Source organism: Psychroserpens sp. Hel_I_66, from assembly GCF_000799465.1.
Classification (GTDB): Bacteria; Bacteroidota; Bacteroidia; order Flavobacteriales; family Flavobacteriaceae; genus Psychroserpens.
Window position 1 is genome coordinate 22,592 of the sequence record NZ_JUGU01000001.1, and the last position, 26,210, is coordinate 48,801.

Annotated in this window: 26 protein-coding genes; 10 read left to right on the plus strand and 16 right to left on the minus strand. The window is 34.6% G+C overall.

Annotated elements, in window-relative coordinates:
* Nucleotides 1-92 precede the first annotated feature (92 nt).
* The 7 genes from GQ40_RS00105 (at nt 93) to GQ40_RS00135 (ending at nt 7,365) form a co-directional block, all read left to right on the plus strand.
* Nucleotides 93-905 (plus strand): carboxypeptidase-like regulatory domain-containing protein, encoded by an 813-nt coding sequence (locus GQ40_RS00105; protein WP_047544650.1) that lies wholly within the window; start codon nt 93-95, stop codon nt 903-905.
* Nucleotides 892-1,659 (plus strand): hypothetical protein, encoded by a 768-nt coding sequence (locus GQ40_RS00110; RefSeq protein WP_047544652.1) that lies wholly within the window; start codon nt 892-894, stop codon nt 1,657-1,659. Before GQ40_RS00105 ends, GQ40_RS00110 begins: the two co-directional genes overlap by 14 nt.
* Nucleotides 1,646-2,443: a hypothetical protein gene (locus tag GQ40_RS00115; RefSeq protein ID WP_052184096.1), complete on the plus strand. Its 798-nt coding sequence runs from the start codon at nt 1,646-1,648 to the stop codon at nt 2,441-2,443. Before GQ40_RS00110 ends, GQ40_RS00115 begins: the two co-directional genes overlap by 14 nt.
* Nucleotides 2,444-2,529: 86 nt before the next feature.
* Entirely contained in the window at nt 2,530-3,030 is a 501-nt protein-coding gene (locus GQ40_RS00120; RefSeq protein ID WP_047544654.1) for a DUF6702 family protein, read from the plus strand.
* 20 nt (nt 3,031-3,050) lie between these two features.
* The gene (locus GQ40_RS00125) at nt 3,051-5,345 is read left to right on the plus strand and encodes a M1 family metallopeptidase (RefSeq protein ID WP_047544656.1); all 2,295 of its coding nucleotides are present in this window, start codon (nt 3,051-3,053) and stop codon (nt 5,343-5,345) included.
* A 107-nt stretch (nt 5,346-5,452) separates the two neighbouring features.
* Nucleotides 5,453-5,740: a twin-arginine translocase TatA/TatE family subunit gene (locus tag GQ40_RS00130; RefSeq protein ID WP_047544658.1), complete on the plus strand. Its 288-nt coding sequence runs from the start codon at nt 5,453-5,455 to the stop codon at nt 5,738-5,740.
* Nucleotides 5,741-5,856: 116 nt separating this feature from the next.
* Nucleotides 5,857-7,365, plus strand: coding sequence for a S8 family peptidase (locus tag GQ40_RS00135; RefSeq protein WP_047544660.1), 1,509 nt, complete (start codon nt 5,857-5,859; stop codon nt 7,363-7,365).
* Between the two features lie 72 nt (nt 7,366-7,437).
* Here the strand turns inward: GQ40_RS00135 and GQ40_RS00140 are convergent, their stop codons facing one another.
* From GQ40_RS00140 to kynU, 9 genes are all read right to left on the minus strand, one after another.
* Nucleotides 7,438-8,079, minus strand: coding sequence for an O-methyltransferase (locus tag GQ40_RS00140; RefSeq protein ID WP_047544662.1), 642 nt, complete (start codon nt 8,077-8,079; stop codon nt 7,438-7,440).
* Nucleotides 8,079-9,164, minus strand: coding sequence for an amidohydrolase family protein (locus GQ40_RS00145; protein ID WP_047544664.1), 1,086 nt, complete (start codon nt 9,162-9,164; stop codon nt 8,079-8,081). Before GQ40_RS00145 ends, GQ40_RS00140 begins: the two co-directional genes overlap by 1 nt.
* Before the next feature lie 79 nt (nt 9,165-9,243).
* A complete protein-coding gene (locus tag GQ40_RS00150; RefSeq protein WP_047544666.1) occupies nt 9,244-9,777 on the minus strand; it encodes a 3-hydroxyanthranilate 3,4-dioxygenase in 534 nt (177 codons plus the stop codon).
* A 171-nt stretch (nt 9,778-9,948) separates the two neighbouring features.
* Nucleotides 9,949-10,731: an SDR family oxidoreductase gene (locus tag GQ40_RS00155; protein ID WP_047544668.1), complete on the minus strand. Its 783-nt coding sequence runs from the start codon at nt 10,729-10,731 to the stop codon at nt 9,949-9,951.
* A 109-nt stretch (nt 10,732-10,840) separates the two neighbouring features.
* Entirely contained in the window at nt 10,841-12,280 is a 1,440-nt protein-coding gene (locus GQ40_RS00160; protein ID WP_047544670.1) for an aldehyde dehydrogenase, read from the minus strand.
* Between the two features lie 47 nt (nt 12,281-12,327).
* Nucleotides 12,328-12,783, minus strand: coding sequence for a RidA family protein (locus GQ40_RS00165; protein ID WP_047544671.1), 456 nt, complete (start codon nt 12,781-12,783; stop codon nt 12,328-12,330).
* A 150-nt stretch (nt 12,784-12,933) separates the two neighbouring features.
* A complete protein-coding gene (locus GQ40_RS00170) occupies nt 12,934-14,343 on the minus strand; it encodes an FAD-dependent oxidoreductase (protein WP_047551201.1) in 1,410 nt (469 codons plus the stop codon).
* Nucleotides 14,339-14,644: a hypothetical protein gene (locus tag GQ40_RS00175; protein WP_156115480.1), complete on the minus strand. Its 306-nt coding sequence runs from the start codon at nt 14,642-14,644 to the stop codon at nt 14,339-14,341. The genes GQ40_RS00170 and GQ40_RS00175 overlap by 5 nt, the downstream gene beginning before the upstream one ends.
* A 40-nt stretch (nt 14,645-14,684) precedes the next feature.
* Nucleotides 14,685-15,956, minus strand: a complete 1,272-nt coding sequence (gene kynU, locus GQ40_RS00180; protein WP_047544675.1) for a kynureninase — start codon at nt 15,954-15,956, stop codon at nt 14,685-14,687.
* Between the two features lie 125 nt (nt 15,957-16,081).
* Here kynU and GQ40_RS00185 point away from each other — a divergent pair, with 125 nt between their 5' ends.
* Nucleotides 16,082-16,501, plus strand: coding sequence for a (4Fe-4S)-binding protein (locus GQ40_RS00185; RefSeq protein ID WP_047544677.1), 420 nt, complete (start codon nt 16,082-16,084; stop codon nt 16,499-16,501).
* Nucleotides 16,502-16,675: 174 nt separating this feature from the next.
* Here the strand turns inward: GQ40_RS00185 and GQ40_RS00190 are convergent, their stop codons facing one another.
* Nucleotides 16,676-17,380: a hypothetical protein gene (locus GQ40_RS00190; RefSeq protein WP_047544680.1), complete on the minus strand. Its 705-nt coding sequence runs from the start codon at nt 17,378-17,380 to the stop codon at nt 16,676-16,678.
* A gap of 83 nt (nt 17,381-17,463) precedes the next feature.
* Here GQ40_RS00190 and GQ40_RS00195 point away from each other — a divergent pair, with 83 nt between their 5' ends.
* Entirely contained in the window at nt 17,464-18,258 is a 795-nt protein-coding gene (locus GQ40_RS00195; RefSeq protein WP_047544682.1) for a class I SAM-dependent methyltransferase, read from the plus strand.
* Here GQ40_RS00195 and msrA read toward each other — a convergent pair.
* The 3 genes from msrA to GQ40_RS00210 all read right to left on the minus strand — a co-directional run bounded on the left by msrA (nt 18,255) and on the right by GQ40_RS00210 (nt 20,964).
* Nucleotides 18,255-18,914 carry a peptide-methionine (S)-S-oxide reductase MsrA gene (gene msrA, locus GQ40_RS00200; protein WP_047544684.1) on the minus strand — a complete coding sequence of 220 codons (660 nt, stop codon included), beginning with the start codon at nt 18,912-18,914 and terminating at the stop codon, nt 18,255-18,257. The two genes, GQ40_RS00195 and msrA, sit on opposite strands and share 4 nt — an antisense overlap.
* 173 nt (nt 18,915-19,087) lie before the next feature.
* Nucleotides 19,088-19,867 (minus strand): zinc ribbon domain-containing protein, encoded by a 780-nt coding sequence (locus tag GQ40_RS00205; protein WP_047544685.1) that lies wholly within the window; start codon nt 19,865-19,867, stop codon nt 19,088-19,090.
* Nucleotides 19,868-19,869: 2 nt separating this feature from the next.
* On the minus strand, nt 19,870-20,964 hold the full coding sequence (locus GQ40_RS00210; RefSeq protein WP_047544686.1) for a Nif3-like dinuclear metal center hexameric protein: 1,095 nt from the start codon (nt 20,962-20,964) through the stop codon (nt 19,870-19,872).
* 52 nt (nt 20,965-21,016) lie between these two features.
* Here GQ40_RS00210 and lpxK point away from each other — a divergent pair, with 52 nt between their 5' ends.
* Nucleotides 21,017-22,033, plus strand: coding sequence for a tetraacyldisaccharide 4'-kinase (gene lpxK, locus GQ40_RS00215; protein ID WP_047544688.1), 1,017 nt, complete (start codon nt 21,017-21,019; stop codon nt 22,031-22,033).
* Here the strand turns inward: lpxK and GQ40_RS00220 are convergent.
* The 3 genes from GQ40_RS00220 to lipA are packed head-to-tail and all read right to left on the minus strand — an operon-like array spanning nt 22,024 to nt 26,188.
* The gene (locus GQ40_RS00220; protein ID WP_047544690.1) at nt 22,024-24,258 is read right to left on the minus strand and encodes an ATP-binding protein; all 2,235 of its coding nucleotides are present in this window, start codon (nt 24,256-24,258) and stop codon (nt 22,024-22,026) included. The genes lpxK and GQ40_RS00220 overlap by 10 nt on opposite strands.
* Nucleotides 24,259-24,308: 50 nt before the next feature.
* Nucleotides 24,309-25,307, minus strand: coding sequence for a type I glyceraldehyde-3-phosphate dehydrogenase (gene gap / locus GQ40_RS00225; RefSeq protein ID WP_047544692.1), 999 nt, complete (start codon nt 25,305-25,307; stop codon nt 24,309-24,311).
* A complete protein-coding gene (lipA, locus tag GQ40_RS00230) occupies nt 25,307-26,188 on the minus strand; it encodes a lipoyl synthase (RefSeq protein ID WP_047544694.1) in 882 nt (293 codons plus the stop codon). Before lipA ends, gap begins: the two co-directional genes overlap by 1 nt.
* Between the last annotated feature and the right edge of the window lie 22 nt (nt 26,189-26,210).

A 26,210-nucleotide genomic window follows, 5' to 3' on the forward strand; every position in this document is an offset into this window, starting at 1 on the left:
AATAGATAAACTAATTTAACAAAAGTTTAAACAGGCATTATTACAAATTTAAGTTTTCAAATCTTTTATTTACTCTTCTAAAAAAACTAAATATGAAAAAACTATTACTATTGGTACTCTTATGTACATCGATTTCTATGACTTCACAAACGTTTAAAAGAGTAGAGGTTGATGGTAAAATTATTGTTGAAGGCGATGACGTTGAAGGCATAACGGTATTTAATACCTCCACAAATAAAGGCGTCATTACTAATAAGAATGGTGAATTTAAAATAGAAGTTGCAGAAAATGATTTTATTGAATTTCGCGCGTTGCAATACCAAAATTTTGATATGCAAATCAATGCAGCTATCATAAAATCAAAACGCATGCGTGTATTTTTAATTGAAGAAATCAACAAACTGGATGAGATTTTGGTCTTGACAAAAGGGTTGACTGGCGAATTGCAAACCGATGTTGCAACTGTTAAAACCTTCAATCCTAAACTCGATGCACTTTACTTCGGAATTAAAAAAAGTGACCAATATGAATTTACAGATGATCCACGTTCTTCAGTGGATAATCAAGTGATGCACTCCCAATCTGAAACTATGGTAAATGGTTTGAACATTGTAAATGTTGTGGATCAACTGTTATTGCCATTATTTAGATCTAAGGTTGAGGATAAAGAACGCGCAGGAGTTCCTGACGTACCGGTAAGCGATATAAAATATTACTTTGGATCTGAGTTTATTGTAGATAATTTTGATATTCCACCATATCGCGTCGAAGAATTTATAAATTACGTTGAAAATGACGAAACCTTCGATTTCTCATTGCTTAATTATGGTAAAGAATTAGAATTTCTTGAGCTACTTTACGAGAAAAGTCAGGAATTTTTGAAAACAGATAGTGGTAAGGATTAAATTTTTTCTGTTTAGTATCCTTTTTTTGTGTTCTTCGGAAATTTTAGCCCAAACAGAAAATATAAAAGGAAAAATTATTGCAAGTGGTGACTTGGTTGGTATACATATCATAAATAAGACCGCAGGCAAGTTTACAATTACTAATGATTTTGGTGAATTTGAGATACCAGCAAAACTTAACGATACAATTCTTGTTTCTGGAGTTGAATATGTTCCAAAAGAGATTATTGTTGATGATATTTCCATGCAAGCCAAACAGCTGGTCATAAACTTAGAAGTTAATCTCAATGTTTTGGATGAGGTGGTGGTTGGTAAAATATTAACTGGTGACCTTATGACAGATATTGAAAATAGCGAGGCCAAACGAGAAATGAATTTTTATGATTTAGGCATTCCAGGTTATACAGGACCTAGAAAAACCCAGAGCGAAAGGCGATTGTATGAAGCTCAATCTGGAGGAGGTCTAGTGCCACTCAACCCGTTGATAAATTGGATAACCGGTAGGACGAAACGCCTAAAAGAGCAAATAGAGAGAGAAGAGATTGGTATTGCGATTAATGAGGCAAAAGCTAAATACGCAAAAGTAATCTTTGAAGATGAGCCATTTAGCGAAACATTACAGAACGAGTACTTCTATTTTTGTGGAGACGACCCTAGTTTTAAAACATTAAGTGATGTGGGTAACGAGCTTGTTATGCTTCAATTTTTAAAAGAAAAACTGGAAGCCTTTAAAATACATCTTGAAAAAAAATAGCTACATATTATTAGTCTTTTTAATACTTATTGGTTTTAAAGCTAAAGCGCAAATTGTTGAATTGAAAGGTCAAATAGCTGCAAATTCAGATTTGGGACGTATTCATGTTCTCAATATAACTGCTCAAGAATTTACCGTTACAAATGAGGATGGTAAATTTACAGTACTAGCCAGATTAAATGATACGATACTGTTTTCTAGTGTTCAGTACATTCCAAAAAATGTAGTGGTTACAGATTCTATTTTAAAAAAGAGATTTATTTCCATCCAGCTTTTAGATCGGGTAACAGAATTAGATGAGGTCTTAGTTGGTAAAGTGCTCACCGGAAATTTACTTTTAGATATAGGTAATAGTGAGGCTCAACGGGATATTAACTTTTATGATGTTGGTATTCCTGGCTATACGGGAAAGCCCAAAACTCAAAAAGAGCGCAAGTTATATGAGGCAGATGCAGGTAAGTCTATTGTAATTGCTCCATTATTTGTTGGGATTAATATTCATAAAATATTAAATAAAATTTCGGGAAGAACAAAAAAACTAAAATACGCTGTAAAGTTAGAGGAGCAAGAGAATTGTTTAAATAAATTTAAGTCGGAATTTTCAAGTTTACTGTTTTCAGATTATGAAATTGAAGACCACTTAAAAATAGATTTTTTTTATTTTGTTGCAGAAGACCCAAATTTTGAAACACTTTGTAAAAGTGGTAATGATTTGGAAATCTATGAATTTCTGCTGAAAAAACTATACACATCTAATGATGAATTACTAGAATCAAAAGACTGACAACTTGATAGGGATGAGATTTTATTAACACTTTTTAAGAGTAAAAATTTTTATAAAATAGCTATTTTTACGACATATTGATTTCTATGAACTTTTTAAAAATCACTTTTTTAGCTTTAATAATCCCTGTGTTTATGTCATCTGTACATAAATACTATGTGAGTGTCACACAATTAAGCTATGTTAAGGAGAAAAAATCGGTTCAGCTTATTTCTCGTATTGATATTTCAGATTTAGAATTAACGCTTCAAAAGCGCTATGACAAAAACATAAAGATGACCACTATAGATGAAAAGCCTATGGTTGAAGATTATCTAAAAAAGTACCTTACCCAAAAAATCAGCATTAAGATTAATACTAAAGAAACTCCTTTTGTTTATTTGGGTAGAGAATATAAAAATGACCTCTTAGTGTGTTATCTGGAGATTGAGAATGTCGAAGATATTTCAACAATAGAAATCAGTAATAGTTTGCTATTTGAGTTGTTTCCAGAGCAAAAAAATATTGTTAAGACTAAGATAAATTCCGAAGTAAATAATTTAATTTTTACAAAGAATGATAATGACCAATATTTAAATTTTAAATAATTAACCACTTAATAACTTCTATGAAATTAGTAAAATACCTTTGTTTGTCAATTACTTTTATCTCTTTAAATGTAGTTGGCCAAGAGCAGGAAGAACGAAAGCCTGGTCACACCAATCAAAATAAGTTTAAACAACTTTATGATGAATTTGCTACGCCAAATATGTTTAGAACGGGCTCAGGTGCACCAGGACCAGCATATTATCAACAGCAGGCAGATTATGTGATGGATATTGAAATTAATGACGAGACCGCTGTTTTAAGTGGAAACGAAACGATTACCTATACTAATAATTCACCAGATGATTTGAGTTATTTATGGGTGCAACTCGATCAAAACGTAAGAAAAAAAGATGGACCAACAGAAGATATCAATTCTAGTAGAATAACGCCTGCAATGTCTGCAGAGCGATTTGGGTCCTCCTATTTAACAGAGTCTTTTGACGGTGGTTTTAACATTGAGAAAGTTACAAATACAGATGGTAAGGACTTGGTTTACATGATCAATCAAACGATGATGCGTGTTGAATTGCCAAAAATATTAAAGACGGGAGATGAATTTTCTTTCAAAATAAAGTGGTGGTACCAAATTAACAATCACGTTACAGATGGTGGACGTTCGGGTTACGAATTATTTCCTGACGGAAATAGAAACTACGTGATCGCACAGTTCTACCCAAGAATGGCAGTCTATAACGATGTTGAAGGATGGCAAAACTCGCAGTTTTGGGGACGTGATGAATTTGCATTGCCTTTCGGAAATTTTGAAGTAAACATCACAGTGCCTGCAGATCATTTATTAGATGGTACAGGGAAATTGACAAACAGAAAAGATGTTTTTTCTGACGATATGATGAAGCGCTACGAGAAAGCAAAAAAATCTTATAAAGAACCAGTTGTAATTTCAACTCAAGCAGAAGCAGAAGCTAGAGAAAAAGGACGTTCTAACAAGAAAAATACTTGGAAGCTTTATGCAGAAAACGTGAGAGATTTCGGGTTTGCAACCTCAAGAAAATACATTTGGGATATGATGGCTGTCAAAATTGGAGACAAGGATGTAATGGCGGTTTCTTTATATTCTAAAGAAGGAAACCCACTTTGGGAACAATGGTCTACAAAAGCAGTAGCGAGTACGTTGAAAACATATTCTCGTATGACTTTTGATTATCCGTACCATAAGGCAATTTCAGTTCACGCAAGACGTCAAGGAATGGAATACCCAATGATTTGCTGGAACTATGGTCGTCCAGATGAAAATGGAAAATATGACGATCGCACCAAATACGGTATGATGAGTGTAATTATTCATGAGGTAGGCCACAATTTCTTCCCAATGATCGTAAACAGTGATGAACGTCAATGGACTTGGATGGACGAAGGGTTAAACACATTTACACAGTATGTTGCAGAGCAAGATTTTGGTGAGTGGTATCCAGATGCATTATCTCCAGGCGATGAGAAATACCCGTCCCGTAGAGGTCCAGCAGCAAATATCACAAGATATATGGGAGGAAATCAAGATTACATTGCACCAATCATGACCAAAGGTCTAAACACCTACCAATTTGGTAATAATGCCTACGGAAAACCAGCAACTGCATTAAACATATTAAGAGAAACCGTAATGGGTCGCGAATTATTTGACTACGCATTTAAAGAATACGCGCACCGTTGGATGTTTAAGCACCCAACACCAGAAGATTTTTTCCGTACAATGGAAGATGCTTCTGCATTTGATTTAGATTGGTACTGGAGAGGATGGTTCTACACTACAGATTGGGTAGATATTGGATTAAAAGAAGTTAAAAAATATTACGTTTCATCAGAGCCAAACCAATATGCAAAAAACTATGCAGAAAGTAATAATCTCAACCTTGATGATTTGAAACTAGTGTATTTAGTAGAAGAGGGAAGTGATGAATTTGATGAAAAACTCCGTAAAGGTACATCTGCAGATAACTCAGCAACGTTGAAAGAATATATGATGGATAATTTTTCTGCGGAAGAAAGAAAAAACATAAAACAACCAAAGTATTTTTATGACATCACCTTTGAAAAACCAGGCGGATTGGTAATGCCAATAATTGTAGAGTATACATATGCAGACGGTACTTCAAAAACCGAAACCTATCCTGCACAAATTTGGAGGTACAATGATAAAGAAGTGAGCAAAGCAATAGCTTCAGAAAAAGAAATCGTATCTATAAAGGTTGATCCAAAATTAGAAACTGCAGATATTGATACATCAAACAACTCATGGCCTAAAGAAACCAAAGAAAGTGACTTTGATAAATTTAAAGACAAAGTTAAAGGGTAGTAAGCCTAAACTTAAACTCAAAAGAGCCGATAAAATATTATCGGCTCTTTTGAGTTAAAAAAAGAAAAAATCTTCACTTATAGTAAACATCTCATTATATTTGCATCGTGATACAACTAGCAACATTCTTATTCATTGGTACTACAGAGGTGATTTTTATCCTCCTTATTGTGGTCATGGTTTTTGGGGCAGATAAGCTACCAGAAATTGCTCGTGGTATGGGAAAAGGAATGCGTATGCTACGGGATGCTTCTACAGATATTAAATCTGAAATCACAAAAAGTGCAGAAAAACAAGGTATAGAAACCAACGTTACCAAAGACATTACAGATGAGATTAATAAGGTAAAGGACGATCTTCAAGACTTTACAGGTTCAGTAAAAAGAAACCCTTAATTATCAAATTGTAAAATTACGATCATAAATATTGGTAAATTCGTAAATTTTAACACGATATTTTTTTAATTATTTAATATATTTAGAACATTATTAACCAATCTAAATCATATTAAATGAAAAACTTATATGTTAAAGTATTGCTTCTCGTGGCAATTACTATAGTGTCTTGTGCCAAAGAAGATGCTATCATTGAAACCGAGTCATTAGAAATTCAATTTCCTGAAGAACCGTTAACCGTTCAACAAATTAACAATCGAATTAGCGAAACTATTAGAGCAACAGGCGATTTTGATTGGAGTAAAGAGGACGCTCATTTTTTATGGAGTGCAGTTGTTCATGGGCAAAATGTACTCACTATTGGTTACGGTAATGAGGGACAGAGTTTTAGTGAAGATCGTGATCCTGAACTAGAGACGAAAAAAGCAGGATTGATCAATTTAGTTCTTGAAAAGGAGCAAATAGATAAAAAAGAACTTCAAATTGTAGAACAAAATATTTTAACGGTAATAGATGTTGGCGTTCAAAATATAGAAACCATCGTGGCACTTCTTAAAAGTAAAGATGTAAGATATCTGGAGCCAAACGGTTATAATCAATTCAATTATAACGAGATTCAGCAACGATCAAGTTCTGGATGTGATCAAAGTGGTGTATATATAAACCCGTCGCACTATAGTACTGTAGCGCCTAACAATGCACAAGTTTCTTGGCATTTTAATGAGCATAATATTCAGCAGGCTTGGGGATTGAGTACTGGAGCTGGGGTAACAATTGGTTTAATTGATACTGGAGTTTCTGCTTCGCAACCCTTATTAAATTCATCTGGTTTTAATGATGGTTATTCTTCTGGTCGCTTTGTTCAAAAGTATGGTACCTTCATAGATTCTAATTGGTGGTGGTCTAATAATTATGATGGTCCGCATGATAAATGTGGTCATGGTACAGCAATGGCTTCAACTATGGCTTCACCAAGAAATGATAATGGCATGCCAGTTGGCGTGGCTTATAATTCTAATTTAGTGGCTTATAGAGCAACAGAGGATGTTTTACTTAATGATTATCACGAACGTAAAGGCGTTTCACGTGCTTTAACAGAATTAGGTAACAGGAATGACGTAAAAATTATATCTATGTCTATTGGATATGTATGGTCAATAGGTAACATCAAGGATGCGATTAAATACGCGTACAGTAAAAACAAATTGATTTTTGCTGCAGGCGGAACATCAACAAGTTTTACAAATGGTTTTGGAGTGATCTTCCCAGCAACAATGAGTGAAACAGTTGCAGTAACAGGAGTTGATGATGGTAGTAACTACGAGCGATGCGAAACTTGCCATAGTGGTGATAAAATAGATTTTACAATTATTATGGAAGGTGACAACAATACAAGTAAGGCGCCTCCAGTTCTAGGATTTTATAATGGAGATAGACGATATACAGGTGGGTCATCTGTAGCAACTGCAACAACAGCAGGAATTGCAGCATTAGTGTGGGCAAGACATCCAAGTTGGAGTAGAACACAAGTATTGAATAGATTAAAGCAATCTGCGGAATTTTACCCATACAAAAACAGTAGTTTCGGTTACGGTAATATTGATGCTTTACAAGCAGTTCAATAAACTAAGTTTAAATATTAAAACCTCTTCTTTTAATTTTAAGGGGTTTTTTTAGTTCTATTTCCGAAGGAAAAATTATATTTTTCTACTAATCGTAAGGCCATCTCTTATAGGAAGTACAACAGTTTCGATACGTTTATCGTTCTTTAAAAGCGTATTGAATTCTAAGACTGCTTTTGTAGACAGATCTTTTTCATCTAAGGGTTCAATTACTTTTCCATGCCATAGTACATTATCTGATAAAATAATTCCGCCAGGATTTAATTTATCTATAATTAAATGGAAATACTTTACGTAGTTGGGTTTGTCTGCATCAATAAACACCAGATCAAAATTTAGATCAAGTTTAGGAATAATCTCAATGGCACTTCCTAAGTGTTGGTGTATCTGATTTCCGAAGGAGGATTTATTAAAATATTTACGCTGAAAATCTACGAGTTCCTCATTGACATCAATTGTGTGAATCTCGCCATCATCTTGTAATCCCTCAGCTAAACACAAGGTAGCATAACCCGTAAATGTCCCTAATTCTAGAACAGTTTTGGGTCTAATTAATTTTGAAATCATACTTAATACACGACCTTGGTAAGGTCCACTAAGCATAATGGGCTGTAATATTTTTTGGTAGGTTTCTCTGGTAAGTTGTTGGAGTAATTCAGGCTCTTCTTGAGAATGGGCTACGACATATTCATCTAATTTTTCGGGTAAAAAGTGCATTAACCTAAAATTCGTTTCACTAATTTATCTTTTGCAATTTCATCATCACCGCAAAGCCACTGGATCACATTATCTTCCCAGATTGCATCACGTTGATTTTCGGTAATAATGTTTCTGCCAATAGCTAAATCTAAAATTTTTCCAGGATAGGACGATTGTTTTTCACTTTCCATTTCTCCTAATGGATACGGATCATCAAGTCCCATCAAAACTTGTTTAGAGCCTTGGTTTTTAATCAATAATTCCAGTCCTCCAGTATCATGTACTAACGTATCAAAAAAGATATTTTTATGTCCAACAGCTTTTCTAGGATGGCTTTTTCCTTCAAATAAATCTGGTCTGCCATCAAAACCTTGAATACGACGTCCTAAATTTATTTGAGCTAACTGTCCGCCATGAGCAAAGCAGGTTCTCATATTAGGAAATTTATCCTGAAACCCATTCAATGTTAAAAAATGATATGCATCAGCACATTGTGCCAACATCCAAATGAGGTGAAAGCGCCAAGATGTATTTTCAAGTTTAATGAATTTTTCACCATCGTAAGGGTGAATTTCTACAGCAAGATTGTATTTGCTCGCCAATTCAAAAATAGGTTCATTCTCTTCGTCAAAAATACAGCGCCAAGTACCAATCGTATCCATATAATGGGTTGGTAAACATAAAAGCTGCAGACCTAATTCTTCTACACAACGCTCAATTTCCCAACAAGCACCACGAACAAAACCAGGATGTACAACAAAACCACACGTAAATTTACTAGGGTTGTCGTGTTGTACCTTTGCATTAAAATCATTCTGAAAACGGAGCGCCTGTTTCATTTCCTCAACTCGTAAACCATTTCCATAAAGCTGGGATAAGTTAAGCACAACCGCATGGTCAATTTTAAAACGCTCCATCCATGCCAGTTTTTCATTTAAAAAGAAACTGGAATCTGTAATTGGACGGTTCCAATCCTTTTGGAGCATAAACTTTCGGTCCTTATCCACCCAAAAGATACCCTTATCCTTCATAAATTGCGGGATTTCCTCTGGATAGGGAAGTAAATGCGAATGACCGTTGATTCTCAATTTTCGTTTGCTCATGGTTGGAATGCTTTAAAAGCTAATGGTTAGATTTAGAATTTAATTTGATTATAGGATGTTTTCTTCCGAAGAAATAATATTAATCTATCTGTACTTTCTTAGGTGGCTGCATCACTTCGCCACAATTAGGGCAAGCACGTTTATCTTTATCGCCATAATATTTGTCAAATATTTTAGGCATATCTGTTTCAATATTTTCTACTTTAAAATCCTCTTCGTATAGTTTTGTAGTGCAATTTTCACAAAACCACAATAGTGCATCACGCATCCCATCTGGACGCTTATATTCAATCACCAACCCAACCGTATTTGCACCACGTTGTGGAGAATGCGGTACTTTTGGAGGTAGTAAAAATATATCGCCTTCCTTTATGTGAATATCTTTTGGTGTGCCATTGTCAATCACTTTCAACACGATATCACCTTCCAATTGGTAGAAAAATTCTGGTGTTTCGTTATAGTGGTAATCCTTTCTGCTGTTTGGTCCACCAACGACCATGACAATAAAGTCACCATCTTTCCACACCACTTTATTGCCCACTGGTGGTTTTAATAAGTGGCGGTTTTCTTCGATCCAAGCTTTAAAATTTATGGGAGATACTAAAGTGCTCATATTTTCTTTATGTTTTGGGCGTTACCCTAAAAAGGGTCAGGCTTTCAAGGCTCGCTCTCTGCGAGGAGCTCAAACAAACCTTTCAATCCTTAACGCAGATTAATCAATTCAATAAAATTAAGAATAATTAATGAATTTAAAACTTAAAAAGTCTTTCCCTTTGGGAAGGATTTACAAACTTTTTGTACGTCCACCATCAACAGGGAGATTGATGCCATTAATGTAACCAGCTCGTTCACTTGCCAAAAATGTAATCGCATCTGCCAGTTCCTCTGGTTTTGCAAAACGTTTTGCAGGTACAGCATTTTTCATGGCATTTGCAGATTTTTCCTCTGTGTTTCCAGATTTGGCAGATTTGTTTTTAATGATTTCCGTTAAGCGTTCAGTTCCTGTGGCTCCAGGTAGTACATTGTTTACCGTAATACCAAATTGACCAAGTTCATTGGCTAAGGTTTTGCTCCAATTGGCAACAGCACCTCTAATCGTGTTACTTACTCCCAAACCATCCAAAGGTTGCTTTACAGATGTAGAAATGACGTTTATAATTCTTCCGTAGCCTTCTTCTTTCATAAACGGAACAACTGTTTGCGCCAATACGTGGTTACATTTTAAATGTTGTGTAAATGCATTTTCAAACTCTTCGATTTCCGCAGAAAAAATAGGTCCTCCAGCTGGGCCACCTGTATTATTTACCAAGATATGGAATCCATGATGCTCTTTAATGTAAGCGCCAACTTTTGATTTTAGTTCTTGCGGATTTGAAAAATCGGCAACAATGTAATCGTGATTTCTATGTTGAGGTAACTCTGCAAGCGTAGTTTTTAGCTTGTCTTCATTTCTGGCGATTAATGTTATTATGGCACCTTCTTCAGCTAAAGCCATTGCTGTTGCTTTTCCTATTCCTGCTGTACTACCGCATACTAATGCGTATTTATTGTTTAGTTCTAGATTCATAATATTTCCTGCGAAGGCAGGAATCTTTTTAGTGTGATTCTGAAATAAATTCAGAATGACTTATAATTAATAATTTTTTTAATTTAAGAAATTCTCGATTTGGTGAGAATTAATATTTTATACAAACATTTTTAGCCTCTGTAAAAAAGCGCAACGCTTCAAAACCACCTTCTCGACCAACTCCACTTGCTTTCACACCGCCAAAAGGGGTTCGTAGATCTCGAAGCATCCACGTGTTTACCCAAACGATTCCTGCTTGTAATTGGTTGCTCATGCGCATGGTGCGCTTGAGGTCGTTGGTCCAGAGCGTTGCTGAGAGTCCGTATTTGACTTTGTTTGCCATTTGCAATACGTTTTCTTCCGAAGAAAAAGGCATAATAGTAACGACAGGTCCAAAAATTTCTTCTTGGTTGACTCTACAGTCGTCACTTTGAACTTCAATGACCGTTGGTTCTAAGTAGTACCCATTTTCGAAACCTTTAACGGTAACTTCTTTTCCTCCACATAAAATTGTTCCGTTTTCATCTTTGGCGATTTGGATGTATTCTTTTACTTTTTCTAAGTGTGATTTTGAAACCAGTGCTCCAATATTGGTATCGCTTTTTGATGGATGCCCAACTTTAAGTGCTTTTACTTTTTTGACAAAATCTGTTTTAAATTTTTCGTAAATAGACTGTTCTACAAAAATCCGACTTCCGCAGAGACAAATCTGACCTTGATTGGCAAAAGATGACCGAACGGTTGTTGCCAGCATATCGTCATAATCACAGTCTGCAAAAATGATATTTGGGTTTTTCCCGCCCAATTCTAAAGATAATTTTTTAAACATTGGTGCAGCTACTTTTGCAATATGTGCACCTGTTGCAGTGCCTCCTGTAAACGAAATAGCTTTAATATCTGGATGCTCAATAATAGCTTGACCAGTGGTGGTGCCTAAACCGTGAACAATATTTAGAACGCCTTTTGGGAGTCCAGCTTCATTACAAATCTCTCCCAACAAATATGCGGTCATTGGTGTGACTTCACTTGGTTTGGCGACGACGCAATTTCCCGCTGCTAGTGCTGGGGCGATTTTCCAGGTGAATAAGTAGAGTGGGAGATTCCATGGTGAAATACAACCTACGACGCCAATGGGTTGGCGTAAGGTGAAGTTGATGGCTTGTTGGCCAACGCTTTCATGGCTTTCGCTAGCAAATTGAGTGATTGCGTTTCCGAAGAAACGAAAATTACTTGCTGCTCTTGGAATATCAACTGTTTTGGCCAAGGACACAGGTTTGCCATTGTCTTTGCTTTCTGCTTCTGCGAAACGCTGTAAGTTGGCTTCTAGTAATTCGGAAATTTTGATGAGAATGCGACTGCGCTCGTCTATTGTAGTTTGCGACCACTGCGTAAATGCAGATTTGGCAGCTTTATATGCATTTTCTACATCCTCTTTTGTTGAGTCTGGAATTTGACCGTAAACCTCACCGTTAGATGGGTTGTAGTTGTCCAGCCAATTGTCTTGAATTGGATTGTGGAAATTTCCGTTGATGTAGTTTTTGATGTTCATATATTTTAACTAATGTAAAAGCTGCAATCTCAGTTTAGTTGTTGAATTTAATGAATTCCCGCTCTAGCAGGAGTTGGCTTATAAGCCATTACCTTAATCTCAACCACTAAATCTGGATGTGGCAATTGGTGAACAGCAACGGTTGTGCGCGTTGGTCCGGTTTCTTTTTCAAAGAATTCTGCGTAAGCTTTGTTGTAATCTGCAAAATCATTCATGTTTACTAAAAAGGAAGTCACATCTACAACATCTTTTAAACTGGCTCCAACTTTTGCTAAGTTTTTTTCTATATTTTTTAAAACTTCTTGCGTTTGAGAATAGGCGTTTAATCGTTTGGTTCCCATTTCGTCAATGACATCTACACCAGCAATGGTATTGTCTGCTCTACGAGAACTTGTGCCCGATACGAAAATGAAATCGCCTACCTGTTTAAAGTGTGGATATGCTCCTCTTGGTGTTACATTAGTTCCTGCGGAAGCAGGAGTTTCATCTTTTTTATTACTCATAATTTTCTTTTTTATTTCAGTTCATTTTGTCTAGACAACAAAACGAACCAAAAGTTCAAAACGATTTATTAGGAAATTGCTAAAGCACCATTCACTTTTGCACTAACCTTATACTATTAGCTAAATCATTTAAATCTCACTAATCACAAATCAGTGCAGTCCAGCAATTTTATCGTCTTCTAAAATGGCATCGGTTGCTGTTTCAACTTTGTCCAATACAGTTTTTAAGTTGGTTTCAATCATTTCGGTTGAGATATTTCCATCTGAGAGTAAATTCAAAATAGCTTTATCCTGAGCTCGTCCTCTTAGCATGGCTTGTCTATAACCAATATCTTCATTAAAGGTAACCAAACTGTATTTTGAAGAGTAATCCTCTGGAAACTCTTTCTCTAAAGCCATTTCTATTTTACGTTTTTCCTGAAATATCGCCTGACCAACATGATCTTTCATTTCATGAAAATTATCTATAGCTAAATCTGCAATGGCATCTGTATTTGGTTTACGGGTTTTTTCATATTTGCTGAAAATCGTTTCCCAGTCTGCCTCTTTATTTTCGTCTAAAACCTGATCAAATTCTACTACATCCTCAAAGGATGCGTTCATGCCTTGTCCGTAAAAGGGAACAATCGCATGTGCGGAATCTCCCATCAACAATGTGTTGCCTTTATAATGCCATGGCGAGCATTTTACAGTGCCTAAAGGTGCTGTTGGATTTTCGAAGAAATCTTCAACAAGGTTAGGCATGAGTTCTAGAGCATCTGGAAATTCTTTTTGGAAAAACTCGGTTACTATTTCTGGAGTGGTGAGATTGTTGAAATTATACTCACCTTCCGCATAACTTAAAAATAGGGTTACTGTAAAGCTTCCGTCTAAATTTGGAAGTGCAATGACCATAAAATCACCTCTTGGCCAAATGTGTAATGCATTTTTATAAGTTTTGTAGTCTCCGGTTTCCGTAGGAAGAATCGATAATTCCTTATAACCATGGGTTAAATAGTCTTGTGAAAAACTGAATAGGAATTTGCGTTCTAAATAGTAACTTTTGCGCAGTGCAGAACCTGCACCATCTGTTGCGATGATACAATCTGCATCTTCAATAAATTCTTCTTTTGTGTTATAATCTTGAAAATGAGCTGTGGTGTTTTCAAAATCTACCGATTTGCACTTTTTATTAAAGTGAATGGTTACGTTATCATGTTTTTCTGCTTCGGTGAGAAGCAGTGCATTAAGTTCGCCCCTAGAAATGGAATTAATATATTCATGATCGCGACCGCTGTAATTTGATAAAAACGTATTGCCTTCTCTGTCATGGAGCATGCGACCGTTCATTGGGATGCACAAGGCTTCAACTTTATCTTCAATCCCAACGAGTTTCATGGCTTTGTTACCACGATCTGAAAATGCTAAATTTATAGACCTTCCTGCGGAAATATCTGTCTTACGAAGATCTGGACGCATTTCATAGACAGTGACGTTATAGCCACGTTGGCCTAATCTTAATGCGAGTAAGCTTCCGCAGAGACCTGCGCCAATGATTAGTATGTTTTGTTTTCTGTTAATCATTTAATTTACTTTTAATGTATTGAATTTCTTCATAAGTTAATCTAAGACGACTTAAATTTAAATTCCTAGTTCTATTCTCTTTATCAATAAAGTTAAGAATTGAAGAAGCTGAATTAAATGTAATACTTGAAAAATCTAAGTATTCAATTTTTTTTATGAGCTTATCATCTAATAGTAGAATTATTTTATGTTCTGTTATGACAAAAAAATCTTTTCCTCTATTGAAAAAAAAACTTAAAAGTCCTAAAAATTGATAGCTCCAAAATCCAATATCAGATGCCTTTATTATCTTAAGCATAATTTTCTCGTTTGATAGAATAGAATTTATATAAATCAAACTATGCATTCAATATTATTTTCAATCGCTCCACAAATCCGTACACATCCATAAACGAATTATAAAGTGGTACGGGAGCACATCTAATCACATCTGGCTCTCGCCAATCTGTTATGATTCCAGCTTCAGTAAGTTTACTATGTAAACTTTTATCTGCGTTTTTTACTTGTATCGAGAGTTGGCAGCCACGCTCAGTAGGATTGTTAGGTGTTATGATTTTTATATCTGAATTATTAAGCTCATTAATCAAGAATTCAAAATAGCCTGATAGTTGCTTAGACTTTTCACAAAGATTATCAAATCCTGCTTTTTCAAAAACATCTAATGATGCTCTAATCGCTGCCATTGACAATATTGGCGGATTGCTTAGTTGCCAGCCTTCTGCTCCTGGTAATTGGTCAAACTCATCACGCATTTTAAAACGTGTTTTCTTATTGTGGGACCACCAACCAGTAAATCTGTTGAGATCTTTATTGTTTGCGTGTCGCTCATGCACAAAGGCGCCAGATAAACTTCCTGGTCCTGAATTTAAATATTTATAACTGCACCAAACTGCAAAGTCTGCTCCAGACTCATGGAGATTTAATTGGACGTTTCCTGCGCCATGGGCACAATCAAAACCAACTACACACCCATGCTTATGACCAAGTGCTGCAATTCGTTTTAAATCAAAAAACTGACCGGTATAATAATTAACACCACCAATCATTACCAAAGCAATCTCGTCGCCATGTTCTTTTAAGATATTTTCTAAATCTTTATAATTAGCGAGTTCTTCACCTTTTCTTGCTTTCCAAAGAATCAAACCATCTTTGTCATCATAACCATGATGACGCAATTGCGATTCTACTGCATATTTATCACTAGGAAAAGCGTCTGCCTCAATTAGAATTTTATAACGCTCAGGTGTTGGCCTATAAAAGCTCACCATCATAAAATGAAGATTTGCTGTAAGAGAATTCATCACTACAACTTCAATTGGTTTGGCACCAATAATTTTTGCCATATTATCAGTTAGAAACTCATGGTAATGTAACCAGGGGTTTTTAGCCTCGGTATGTCCCTCAACTCCTAGATTAGCCCAATCTTCTAATTCTTGGTTGATGTAATCTTTTGTGATTTTGGGCTGTAGGCCTAGAGAATTTCCGGTCATGTAAATAAGTTCATTTCCCTTATTGTCTTTTGGGATATGAAATTGTTTTCTGAAATGTGATAATTCGTCATTTTGGTCTAATTTTTCTGCAAATTCTAGACCTAATTTATAGTTTGACAAGGTTGTTGGTTTTATGTTGTCTAACAAAAATAAGAATAATTATGGTAGGAAATATGAGCTGAGTGTTCCAATTTCCGAAGAAAATAAATCACTTTTTTTAGTATCTTTAAATAAAACATAAAACTATGGGAAAGACTAAAGAATATAGCAATGGAGAGGTTACAATCACTTGGCAACCAGAAAAATGTATCCATTCTGGGATTTGTGTAAGGGGCTTGGGAGATGTATTCAAGCCTAAAGAAAAACCTTGGATTAAAATTGACGCAGCCAAAACAGATGCGCTTGTAAACCAAGTAAAGGCTTGTCCCTCTGGTGCATTAGGTTATTATATGAATGGTGAGGATGATAACGAATCTGAGCAAATGGAAACTAAAATAGAAGTTCTTAAAGACGGTCCGCTTTTAGTGTATGGCACATTAAAAGTGACGCATAAAGATGGGAATGAAGAGGTGAAAAATAAAACAACAGCATTTTGTAGGTGCGGTGCATCACAAAATAAACCCTATTGTGATGGCACGCATGTTACAGACGGTTTTAAAGACTAATTGCGACTTACCTAAAAAGTAAAAAGCGCTTCAACTAAGTAGTTGAAGCGCTTTGAATATATATAGACGCCTATAGCGGAATATTCTAATATACTTTATATACGTCTAAATGTATTTTTTGGATCTTCATATTTTTGAAAATACTCAATTTTAATATTTTTTTAAGATTTTGTGTTATTCAACTTTGATATCTGTGAAATATAAATTAAAATTCCCATCTGCTGTCTTATGTTCTTGGGCAATTTGAATTCCGTTAAAGGTTTTATAGTTTTCAAAAGTGGTAATCATAGATGGCTCTTTGGCGTTGCCTTTTCTGAAAATCCATTCTTGCACCACAAAATTATCGTCATAATAAAAATCGTAAGCATCACCAGGAGTGTATCCACCTTCACCTGCGTAGGTTAGCGTAACTTTATTCAATTCTTCCTTGCTTATAGGAGCTGTTTCTTTTATTGCTTCGGAAACTGTCGTGCCCTCATCCCAAGTTAATTGATAAGGAGCCAACAACCAATATTTGTCGTTAACAAATGCTTTATCTGCGTTGATTGATGAGCTGTCTACTGCTTTTCTGTTATACGTGATTTTTTTTCCTTCGGAAATCATGGTGACATCATCTGTTTTTGGATTCCAGGACCAACTACGTCCAGAATGGTTTCCATCTTTATCTACATTAAACGTAAATTCGATGTTTTCTACAGCAGTCCAGTTTTCTAATCCGCTCGCAAAACCAATAGCTTCGGAAGTTGATATTTTGTTTGGTTCTTCGTTAGTTTGATTGTTTTCAGCTTCAGTAGTTTCGGTTTTATTGAAATCCTTCGGGTCTTGCTTGCATGAGACTATTACAAACAGAAGGCATAAGATGGTAGATATTCGTGTCATTGGTTTTGATTTTTTTGTAAAGGTATGAAAGTGTTTGCATTTCCGAAGTTATTATTATTTTAGAGCTAATTAATTTATTAGTGATGAAAGACGAGCATTTTGAAGTCAACAGGCAAACATGGAATGAGAAGGTGAAAGTACACGCCAAGAGTGAGATGTACGATTTAGAAGCTTTCAAAAAAGGAAAGTCATCTTTGATGTCCTACGAATTGAATGCTCTTGGAGATGTGAAACACAAATCACTACTGCATTTACAATGTCATTTTGGACAAGACACCTTAAGTTGGAGCAGGCTAGGAGCAAAATGTGTTGGCGTTGATCTAAGTGACGAAGGTGTAGCTTTGGCATCTTCATTAAATGATGCATTAGAGCTTGATGCAAAGTTTGTGTGCTGTAATGTTTTGGACACTTCAAAACATATAGATGACACATTTGATATCGTTTTTACAAGTTATGGCGTGATTGGTTGGTTGCCAGATTTAAAGCCTTGGGGAAAAATGATTGCAGAGCGTTTAAAAATAGGAGGAACATTTTATATGGTAGAATTTCATCCCATTGTTTGGATGTTTGATTATTTGGAAGGCAAACCAATTATGAAGTATGGCTATATGCAGGACGAAGCGATTTATGAGGAGTACGAAGGTACTTACGCCAATCAAGATTCAAAAATGATAAGCAAGGAATATGGTTGGAATCATGGTATGAGCGAAATCATAAATTCGCTTATTGAAGCTGGATTACAAATTGAGTATTTAAATGAATATGATGAAAGCCCGTATAACGTATTGCCAGATCTAGTCGAAACCAAATCTGGCAATTATGTTACTAAGGATAAATTGTATCCTCTTATTTTTGAAATTAAGGCTACTAAAGTTTAGTGTGCATTTTCTTTTAAAACCTCTGGCATTTTAGTTTGAAAACGTTTTAATCTAGGCACAGATACGTTTCTAATATAGCTTTGGTTTGGGTGCAACCTTTCATAGTTTTGGTGATAATCTTCACCTACCCAAAATTTTTGAAATGGGTACACTTCTGCAGCGATTTTAGCATCCAGTTTTTTTGATAAGGCAGCTTTTTTCTCTTCTATGATTTTCTTTTGACTATCATTTTGATAGAAAATTATTGAGCGATATTGAGAGCCATTATCTGGTCCTTGACCATTAACTTGAGTTGGGTTTTGTGAAGCGAAGTAAACGTCTACTAATGTTTCAAAGCTAACCACTTTTGGATCGTATATAATTTCTACAGCTTCTGCATGACCGGTTCTTCCAGTATTACTTAATTCGTAAGTTGGATTCTTAGTGTGTCCTCCAGCGTAACCGCTAATAGATTCTTCAACACCTTTTACACTTTCGTAAATAGCTTCAACACACCAAAAGCAACCACTTGCAAAGTAAGCTTTTGCTTTACCGTTCTCTAAAGGAACTTCTATTGGTTTTGCATCAATAACTGCTTGTTGTTTTGTATTATTTTGAGCATTATTTTGGCAACTAAATAATACTATTAAAGCTAAAGTTGATATAATTTGTTTCATTTGATGTTTGAGGTTTTGTTCTATTAATTTATGTCGAAAAAAGTTAATGAAACTTAATCTTCAAAATGCTAAAGTTATATTAAAATATTACGCTTATTTAAACTAAAACTAATTGTGTAGACAAAAAAAGCCCTTATCAAGAGATAAGGGCTTTTTGAAGTTTTATTTATGGATTATAGTTTAGCAAACATTTTTTCCATTTTTGTTCTTTCTTCTTCTGCTAACTCAGCATCAACAAGAATTCTTCCACTATGCTCATCTGTAATAACTTTTTTACGGGATGCAATTTCAACTTGAATTTGTGGCGGTATGGTAAAGAACGATCCTCCAGATGCACCTCTTTCAATAGGAACAACTGCTAATCCATTTTTTACATTATTTCTAATACGCATGTAAGCCTTAACTAAACGATCGTCTAATTTCTTTTGGAAATCATCAGATTTTTTAAGTAAAGCCTCTTCTTCTTTTTGAGTTTCGGCTAAAATAGCATCCAACTCTCCACGCTTATGTTTTAAGTGAGTTTTACGATCTTTAAGACGACCTTTGGTCTCATCAATAACCTCTTTCTTTTGATCGATTTGAACTTTAAATTCTTTAATATGCTTTTCAGCTAATTGAATTTCCAATTCTTGAAATTCAACCTCTTTAGTTAAAGAATTATATTCTCTGTTATTTCTAACATTTTTTTGCTGCTCGCTATATTTCTTAATTAAAGCTTTTGCTTCTTCAATTAAGTTCTTTTTTGATTTGATTTGATCATCAATCAAATCAAGGCTAGTAGCAAGTTTTTCAAGTCTTGTATTTAAACCTTCAACCTCATCTTCTAAATCTTGAACTTCTAGAGGCAATTCTCCCCTAACATTTCTTATTTCATCTACTCTTGAGTCGATTAATTGTAAATCATACAATGCTCTTAACCTATCTTCAACAGATGTTTCAGCTTTTTTTGCCATAATTATAAATACTTTACCGGATTTGTATTTGTCGTTGATAAAACGACTGCAAAATTAGTGATTTTTTTTGAGAGATAGTCAACTAAAAAGTTTTTTGTGAACTGTTCGCTTTCATAATGTCCAATATCTGCTAAAATTATGTCGTTTTCTGCTGAAAAGAAATCATGGTATTTCAAGTCGGCAGTTATCAAAACATCAGCTCCTGCTCGTTTTGCTGCCGAAATGGCAAAGCTTCCAGAGCCTCCGAGTACAGCTACTTTTTTAATACTTTGTTTTGAAATTTCTGAATGTCTTATTGATGAAACGTTCATTTTACCCTTTACAAAGTCTAAAAACTTCATGGTATCTTGTATTTCTTTTAAATCTCCAACCATACCTATGCCAATATGTTGATCGTAATTATCTAGAGTTGTGACCTCAAAAGCAACTTCCTCGTAAGGATGATTCTTAAAAAGCGTTGCAAGTAACTTTGATTCTATATGCTTATTAAAAGTAACCGAAATTTGCACTTCCTTTTCTTCATGTAATTCTCCCTTTTCACCAAGTGTTGGGTTTGAATTTTCATTTCCTCTGTACGTTCCCTTGCCTTCAGTATTGAAGCTGCATTGGTCATAATTGCCAATATTGCCAGCTCCAGCTTTAAAGAGTTGAGATCTTAGGGTATTTGCATTTCCGAGGGGAACATAAGTTGTCAATTTTTTAATTGTGCCTTCCTGCGGAATCAAAATTTTCTTGTTGATCAATCCCAAAGTATCACATATTATATCGTTGACGCCTTTAAAGACGTTGTCCAGAGCAGTGTGGATAGCATAAATAGCAATATCATTTTTAATGGCTTTTAAAACCGTACGCTCTACATAATTTTTACCTGTGAGCGATTTTAAGCCTTTAAAGATAATAGGGTGAAAGCTTATAATGAGATTGCAGTTTTTTTCGATAGCCTCATCAACCACCGTTTCTAGGGTGTCTAAAGTCACCAAAATACCCGTAACCTTAGTTTTTTTATCTCCTACAAGCAAACCCACATTATCAAAATCTTCGGCATAGGCTAAAGGCGCTAATTCTTCTAAATAGTTTGTGACCTCTTGAACTATCATGTTTTTTTAGTGTTCTGTTTAAAAACAAATATAAAATATTAACTTCGTTCTAATGAAGCTACTCAGAAAAATACTTTTTCCAATCGTACCTATATATTATCTCGTAACCTGGTTGCGCAATACATTTTATGATTTAGGCTGGAAATCTTCAAAATTTTATGAGACCGCAGTGATATGCGTGGGAAATTTAAGTACAGGTGGTACTGGTAAAACCCCAACTATTGAGTATCTAATAAGGTTATTGAGTGACCACTATAAAATCGCCACTTTGAGTAGAGGTTATAAACGAGAGACAAATGGTTTTATCATAGCAAATGATCTTGCAACAGCAAAAACCATTGGTGATGAGCCATTTCAGTTTTATAATAAATTTGGGGATGTAATCGTGAGTGTTGATGTAAATAGGCAGAATGGGATTGAGCAGCTCATAAAATTAAAGCAACCAGATGTTATTTTACTGGATGATGCATTTCAGCATAGAAAAGTAAAACCAGGGTTTAATATTTTATTGACAGCTTACGATAATCTGTATTGTGATGATATTGTTTTGCCAACTGGTAACCTTAGAGAACCAAAAGATGGAGCAAATCGTGCAAATTGCATTGTGGTAACAAAATGTCCTGTTACTTTATCTTCTTCGGAAAAATCAACTATCATAAAAAAATTGAATCCGTTGAGTCATCAGCAGGTTTTTTTTAGTTCCATTTCTTATTCTGAAACTATTTTTAATGTTGAAGATTCCCAATCGATAAACCAATTAAAAGGCAGAAAATTTACTTTAGTAACAGGTATCGCCAACCCAAAGCCAATTGTAGATCATTTAAAATCTCAATTTTTGGATTTTGAACATCTAAATTTTAAGGATCACCATAGTTTTTCTAATGATGAAATTGAAAGTTTAAAACAAAGGGAATTTATTTTAACTACAGAAAAAGATTATGTAAGGTTGAAAGATAGTTTTATGGACCAACCCTCTAAATTATGGTATTTACCGATTACTTTTAGTATTGATGATTTTAATGAGTTCGATTCTCAAATATTATCATTTGTAAGTGCTTTTTATTTATGAATTGGAGCTGTAGCTTTTTGATTCGCCAATACTTCGTAGAGTTTCTTTTCAAAATCTTCCTGCTTAAATGGTTTTGAAATAATGTCATCAAAACCTGCTTCGTCAAATTCATGCATTTTATCTTCTAACGTTACTGCTGTAAGAGCAAAAATAGTCAGCTCTTTGTCAAAAGTCCTAATGATTTTAGTGGCTTCCAATCCGCTAATTCCTGGCATATGAATATCCATCAAAACAACATTATAATTATTTTGTTTCACTTGTTCTACAGCTGCCTCGCCATTGTCTACAATATCACATTCAAGATTCATTTTGTTTAGAATCTTTTTAGTGATCATTTGGTTGATCTTATTGTCCTCGACAATTAAAATCTTAATGTTGCTAATGTCCAATTTGCTAATGTTTTTAGAGTAATCTTCTTTTTCGATTTTAACAGTTTCTGGAGCGTAGGTTAATGGGATTTCAAAAAAGAAGGTTGTTCCTTTTCCGAGTTCACTTTTTAAGTAGATTTTTCCTTTTAATATTTCAATTAGACCTTTTACGATAGACAGACCTAAACCTGTCCCACCATATTTTCTATTGATTTGAATGGAGCCTTGGGAGAAGCTCTCAAACATATTTTCTTGTTTTTCTTTGGAGATACCAATACCATTATCTTCAATTTCGAAGCGTAACATATAGTCATTGGCATTATTGCTAATACTATAAACTCTTACCCAGATGTCACCGTCTTTTGTGAATTTAATGGAGTTACCAATTAAATTGATGAGTATTTGGGATATTTTTAAATTATCACCTATGTAAGTTTCGGGTAGGCCTTTTTGAAACTCATAGTGCATTTTAGTATTATTATCTGAAGCCGAATTATTAAGAGCAGAACATACATTTTCAACCTTAGTTTTAAGATTAAATAATACTGGATCTAACTCGACCTTATTAGCCTCAATTTTATTGATTTGAAGAATATCATTGATAAAAGTCAATAAATAATCTCCAGAAAATTTTAATGATTTTAAATGCGGTATTTGTTTTTCATTAGGCTCTTCTTCTAAAAGCATATTTGTTAAACCGGTTACAGCGTATAAAGGTGTTCTTAACTCGTGAGTTACTGTAGATAAAAAATTAGCTTTTGTTTTTGAGGCTAATTCGGCTCTTTTCATTGCTTCAATTAAATCATCATTCTTTTCTTGAAGCATATTATTAGACTTTAATCTAATATTATTGTTTTTATAAAGTGATAGCGTTAAAAGCGATAAAATCGTTATTAAGGCAATACTTAAAATTGTTGTGATTTTGGCTAGGTTACTGTCAGACTCTTGTTCTTCGACTTTCGTTTTAAGTTTTTGAAATTCAGAAACATTATAATTGTTTACGTATTTTTTATTTCCAGAAAGTGACCTATTTGCTCGTTCTACAGCTAATAAAGAATCTGAAAGACTCACATGTTTTTGTAAATAATCATGAGCTTGTTTAAAATCATTATCACTTTTATAGATATTGCTCAATGTCAAAAAAGCCTCGTTGATATTGTCTATTTGCTTATTGCTTTGAGCGATTTGCAATCCTTCATTTGTAAGAGAAATTCCTTTTTTAATGTTGCCGAGCTTTACTTGTGATTTACCGTTAAAAATTAAAGCATTTGACTGGATATTTTTTTGATTATTCTTTCTTGCTAAAACAATTGTTTTTTCAAAAAACGATTTTGCAGTTTTGTAATCTTTAAGGTTAAAATATACTTTACCTTGGTTTAAGGTTATTTCAGGAATTTTTGCTTCTAGATCATTTTCTTCAAAAAGAGTTTTTGCAGAATTGAAATATCCCAGTGCATCACTATACTCTTCTTTACCAGCATGAAGAGATCCTTTTATACTGTATGTCACTGCTAAGTTCTCATTATCTTCAATCTCTCTCTGTATTTCTGCAGCTTTTATTAAGGAGGCCAAAGATTTATCAAATTCATTTGCTGTAAACTGTAATTTACCAATATTGGCATAGATTACGCCTTGGCTTTTTTTGTCTTCAATGGTTATGGCAAATTCTAGTGCTTTTTCAAGATTCTCTTTAGCACTTAGATAATCACCTCTTTTTTGATCGAATTCAGATTGTGTTATTGTGTTTTCAATACGTAATTTAACAACTTCAATATCTTGAATAACCTCATTTTGCGCAAATACTGCGCAGGAGATACTTATAAAAAAAGCAAAAAGATAATGTTTAGTCTGAGACATATTCGCCACTTTAATTAAGACAAATATAAATATTTATTCGACAAAATACACTATTTCATCGTTAAATCGCTTATTAAATCTAAAACTCTACTAGAATAGCCAGTTTCATTATCATACCACCCAATTATTTTAATCATATTTCCACCAATCACAGAAGTCATTTGGGAATCGAAAATGCATGAATGCGTGTTACCAACAATATCTATAGAGACAATTGGGTCTTCAGTATATTCAAGAATGTTTTTTAAATAGGTATCTGCAGCATATTTGAAAGCAGTATTTATTTCATCAATGGTAACAGTTCTCTCAACGTTAAACGTGATATCTGTTAAAGAGCCATTTGCAACGGGAACTCTAATGCCACAACCGCCTATAACATTTGATAATTTTGGAAAAATCTTTGTCAAGGCTTTTGCAGCCCCTGTTGTTGTTGGTACAATAGACTGTCCTGCTGCTCTAGCGCGTCTCAAATCACGATGTGGTTGGTCATGCAAACTTTGATCGGTTGTATAAGAGTGAACAGTTGTGATATATGCTTGTTTGACACCACAAAGTTTATCAATAATCGCAATCATTGGTGCTGCATTATTGGTCGTACAAGAGGCATTGGAAATTATAAGATCTTCACTATTAATATCACTGTCATTCACGCCTAAAACAATTGTGCTTATATCATCCTCAATTGGAGGAACAGATAGAATTACACGTTTTGCTCCATTGTTGATGTGATGTTTTAAGTCTTCGGAAAGTTTAAATTTTCCGGAAGCTTCTATTACAAAATCCACATTGTAAGGTTTCCAATCTATTAACTTTGGATGGGTATTATTTAATAAAGGGATAGGCTTTTGGTTAATGAAAATAGTATTTTCCGAAGAAGAAATCTCTTGTTTTGAAATCCCATGGATACTATCATACTTTAGTAAGTGGCTTAACGTTTTTGCGTCTGCGAGATCATTGATTGCAACAACTTCAATATTCTCTCGATCTTGAATTAATCTGCAAACGCGTCTACCAATTCGGCCAAAACCATTAATTGCAACACGAATCATTAATTGATATGTTTTTGAGCTTTATAGGATGATCTAACCAAAGCACTACTTTCAACATGTCTAAAACCTAAATCGAGTCCAATTTCTTTATATTCTTCAAATTGATCTGGTGTTACAAAATGTTTTACAGGTAAATGTTTTTTACTTGGCTGGAGATATTGACCAATGGTTACAACGTCTACGTCATTTGCTCTCAAATCATGTAAAGTCTCTATCACTTCTTCGCGCTCTTCGCCTAAGCCTAGCATGATGCCAGATTTCGTTCTGCGTTGTCCTTGCTGCTTGAGATACTTTAGTACGCCCAAACTTCTTTCATATTTTGCCTGGATTCTAACTTCGCGTGTTAATCGTTTTACAGTTTCTATATTGTGCGATACGACTTCTGGTGCGACGTCGATAATTCTATCGATATGTCTTTCAATTCCCTGAAAATCTGGAATTAGGGTTTCTAAGGTGGTTTCAGGGTTCATGCGTCTCACTGCTTTTACAGTTTCACTCCACATGATACTTCCCATGTCTTTTAGGTCATCTCTGTCTACACTAGTTAGAACTGCATGTTTGATGCTCATGATTTTTATTGAGCGGGCTACTTTTTCTGGCTCGTCCCAGTCGACCGTTTCTGGTCTACCTGTTTTTACACCACAAAACCCACATGATCTTGTGCAAACGTTTCCTAAAATCATAAAAGTAGCAGTACCTTCTCCCCAACATTCACCCATATTAGGACAACTTCCAGATGTACAAATTGTATTCAACTTATATTTATCTACAAGACCTCTAAGCTCTGTATATTTTTTTCCAGTTGGTAACTTTACACGCAGCCATTTTGGTTTTGGCTCACGTACATTTACGACTGGTTTTGATGCGATTTTTGTTTCCATTTAATACATTTATGGATTACAA